General features: G+C 62.1%; 2 protein-coding genes and 3 tRNA genes. 4 read left to right on the top strand and 1 reads right to left on the bottom strand.

From position 1 onward, the window contains the following. Nucleotides 1-631 precede the first annotated feature (631 nt). Entirely contained in the window at nucleotides 632-1,039 is a 408-nt protein-coding gene (locus tag SB786_RS35405; protein WP_410731464.1) for a hypothetical protein, read from the bottom strand. Between the two features lie 1,231 nt (nucleotides 1,040-2,270). Here SB786_RS35405 and SB786_RS35400 point away from each other — a divergent pair. The 4 genes from SB786_RS35400 to SB786_RS35385 form a co-directional block, all read left to right on the top strand. Continuing rightward, nucleotides 2,271-2,356: transfer RNA gene (locus SB786_RS35400), tRNA-Tyr, on the top strand. A 43-nt stretch (nucleotides 2,357-2,399) separates the two neighbouring features. Further along, nucleotides 2,400-2,473: transfer RNA gene (locus SB786_RS35395), tRNA-Gly, on the top strand. 25 nt (nucleotides 2,474-2,498) lie between these two features. Then, nucleotides 2,499-2,573: transfer RNA gene (locus SB786_RS35390), tRNA-Thr, on the top strand. A 65-nt stretch (nucleotides 2,574-2,638) separates the two neighbouring features. Next, a partial coding sequence (locus SB786_RS35385) for a GTP-binding protein (RefSeq protein WP_018003793.1) occupies nucleotides 2,639-2,733 on the top strand: 95 nt, incomplete at its 3' end.

Genomic DNA, 2,733 nt, shown 5'->3' with positions numbered 1-2,733 from the left:
CTCTACGCCGATGATAGTGCGGATTCCCGTGTGAAAGTAGGTAATCGTCAGGCTCCCTAAGCCAGAAACCCCCGCCCAACAAGGCGGGGGTTTTTGCATTGGCGCGGCGGAAAAGGGCGATCGCAGCGAGGTGGGGGCTGGCGCCGGCGAGCAGGTGGGCTGGCCGGGCAGGATCCTCACGCACGCCGCATCTGTGTCGTCGCCATCTCTGCCCATGACAGGGGCTTGCACCGCTCGCAGAGCGGGAATCAGCGCGACGCCGAATCGTTTGGTTTGATCTGACGACGTCAGGCAGAGGCATCCCGGTTCTCATCACGATCGACAGCATCGAAACCGCGCAGCGGGATCCGCCGCATCGTAGGTTCTTGTTACGCCGCCATTGAGCTCCACGCCAGCTTCCATCATTCGAACGATCGACCCTCGGAAACCCCGCCGATCGCCCTTGTGCAAGGCAACGGGTTCATCATTCGTCCGGCTGTCGTTGGTGGTCCCTTCATGCCCGGAATGATCTCGTTTCCTGAGCTTTCCTCCGTTATTTACTGCCTCGAGCGCATTGCACAAGTCGCCGACTCGTCACGCCGCGGCAACCATTATCGCGGCCCATCGGCATGCATATTTCGGCTATCTCCGTTCAATATCGGTGAGGTCGTTCGGGGTGTCGGCGCGCAACCGATGCGTCTGGCGGCAAATCCGTGACGTTCGCGGGCAGGAACGTACCTGCAAGAGCGTGCTTCTCGGCGCCCGAGTGCTGAGCGGAATTGCCGTCAAGCCTTCCGCCGACATCGAGACGACACGGAGACAAAACTTGGTCTGGCGGTCCGATTTCGTCAAAGCCCGCACTGTTGCTTTTGATGAGAACAGGCTGCCCGTTTCGAAGGACATGGATTTCTTCGACGAGCGAATAGGCGGTGCCGCCGAAACAGTCGCTATCCGCGCTCAACTGAACACGGCGAGCGTCATATCGATACGAAGGATGTCGCGCGTACAGCGCGGCTTCACTGCGATAGGCGACCAAGCGCTCATGTTGGTCGGCATGCACGGAGGGCCTGCACGGGGCGGGCTGCGCAGCCGCACGGTCGCCGAGCCCCCGCCGCGCAGCCGGTGTGGCAGACACGCATTCGTGCGCGGATCGTCGCGTATCAGCAGCTGCGGGGCACCAAAGCCGGCAGAGCTGTCGGCGTCGCCCGGGCGGCGTCATGGTCGTTGCGCACCGCGATACGGTAGGTCGACGCGTCCGTCCGGCAGCCACGCGAACTTGATTGCATCTCGCGGCGCCGCTGGCGCGTATGCACACTCACGCGATGGATCGCATGCGCGCGCCGGGCGGGGCGCCGCCCTTCCAGTCGGCGACGCCGATGCTGCCGCTCGCGAACTGGAGGCGGGTGCCGCGCGAGCGTCGCGGTCGCGCGTGCGGTCGAGCGCGCGGGTGTCATCCGTTTTCGGCCGTGATCGCGCACCCGGCGTCAATGGCCGGCTTTAACGTGTCACCCTCCGCGACGACCACCGTGTTTTCCCCGCGCCCTGAGGCGCGGCTCTCGGATAGCGACTGCTATCGGATTGCCGCGATCCTCTCTGCGCGGCGCCACGCAATTGGGCTTCCCCGCATGGGCGGAGGAAGCTGCGAAGAGCAGCGCGCGGGAACAAGAAAGATCGCGCAGCACCCGGGCACCCGTGCGCTGTACGCCGAAAGGCAGGATTTCGCATACAGCGTGAGAGCCGAGGGAGTCGGGTTGATCGCACGGCGCGGATTGGCAACGCGCGGCTTTCTGTCTGGGGCGAGGAGTGGACGCCGACCGGATGGCGCCTTTCCTGACGGTTAGATGGGCCCCGGGGGCGTCGACGAGAGCGGTAGCCCCTTTTACTCCGAATCCGGTTTCAGCGTTGGTGTACCGACAACCACTACAGAGCATCGGCCGTCCCATGCCTGGGCGCGTTCCTGATAACGAACTTCACCCGCTCCAACCCCTCTCCGGACGCCCTGAGGATCCGCCCGGCATGGAAATTGCGGATTTTTTTCATCTACCCGCTTGGCATTATGCGCAGGAGGCCGTATGATGGCGGTCTTTCGTTTTCAGCGAAGATGCAAATCGATGCTGAAGGCGGAGTCTGACGAGGATGTGGGCGCCGTGTGGCGATCCTCTCGTGCTTGCCTTAGCCGGGCGAGCGTGGGTGTCGGGTGAGTCGCGCAGCGCGCTGGAAGAGAGTGAAAATAATCTTCCGGATGTGCTTGACAAGAGTGCGATGCACCCCCATAATCGTCAGTTCTCTACGGAGGGGTGCCCGAGTGGCTAAAGGGGGCAGACTGTAAATCTGTTGGCTTACGCCTACGTTGGTTCGAATCCAACCTCCTCCACCAGAACATCAGCGCAAAGAGCGGTAGGGAATCGTTTGTGGCCCGTGCGGGTGTAGCTCAATGGTAGAGCAGAAGCCTTCCAAGCTTACGACGAGGGTTCGATTCCCTTCACCCGCTCCAGTTCGTGCAGTTGAAGCGTAATACCGCCCATGTGGCTCAGTGGTAGAGCACTCCCTTGGTAAGGGAGAGGTCGGCAGTTCGATCCTGCCCATGGGCACCAGCAGTTAAAAGTCAGTGTCTGTTTGCGCGCGGCGCAACATGTGAAATTCCTTTCGGGAGTGGAAAATGGCCAAGGAAAAGTTTGAGCGGACCAAGCCGCACGTCAACGTTGGAACGATCGGTCACGTTGACCACGGCAAGACGACGCTGACGGCAGCGAT

It is taken from the genome of Burkholderia sp. SIMBA_062, from assembly GCF_046534765.1.
GTDB classification, from domain to species: domain Bacteria; phylum Pseudomonadota; class Gammaproteobacteria; order Burkholderiales; family Burkholderiaceae; genus Burkholderia; species Burkholderia ambifaria.
Note: the sequence above shows the minus strand (reverse complement) of the source record. Positions and strands in the feature narration are given on the sequence as shown.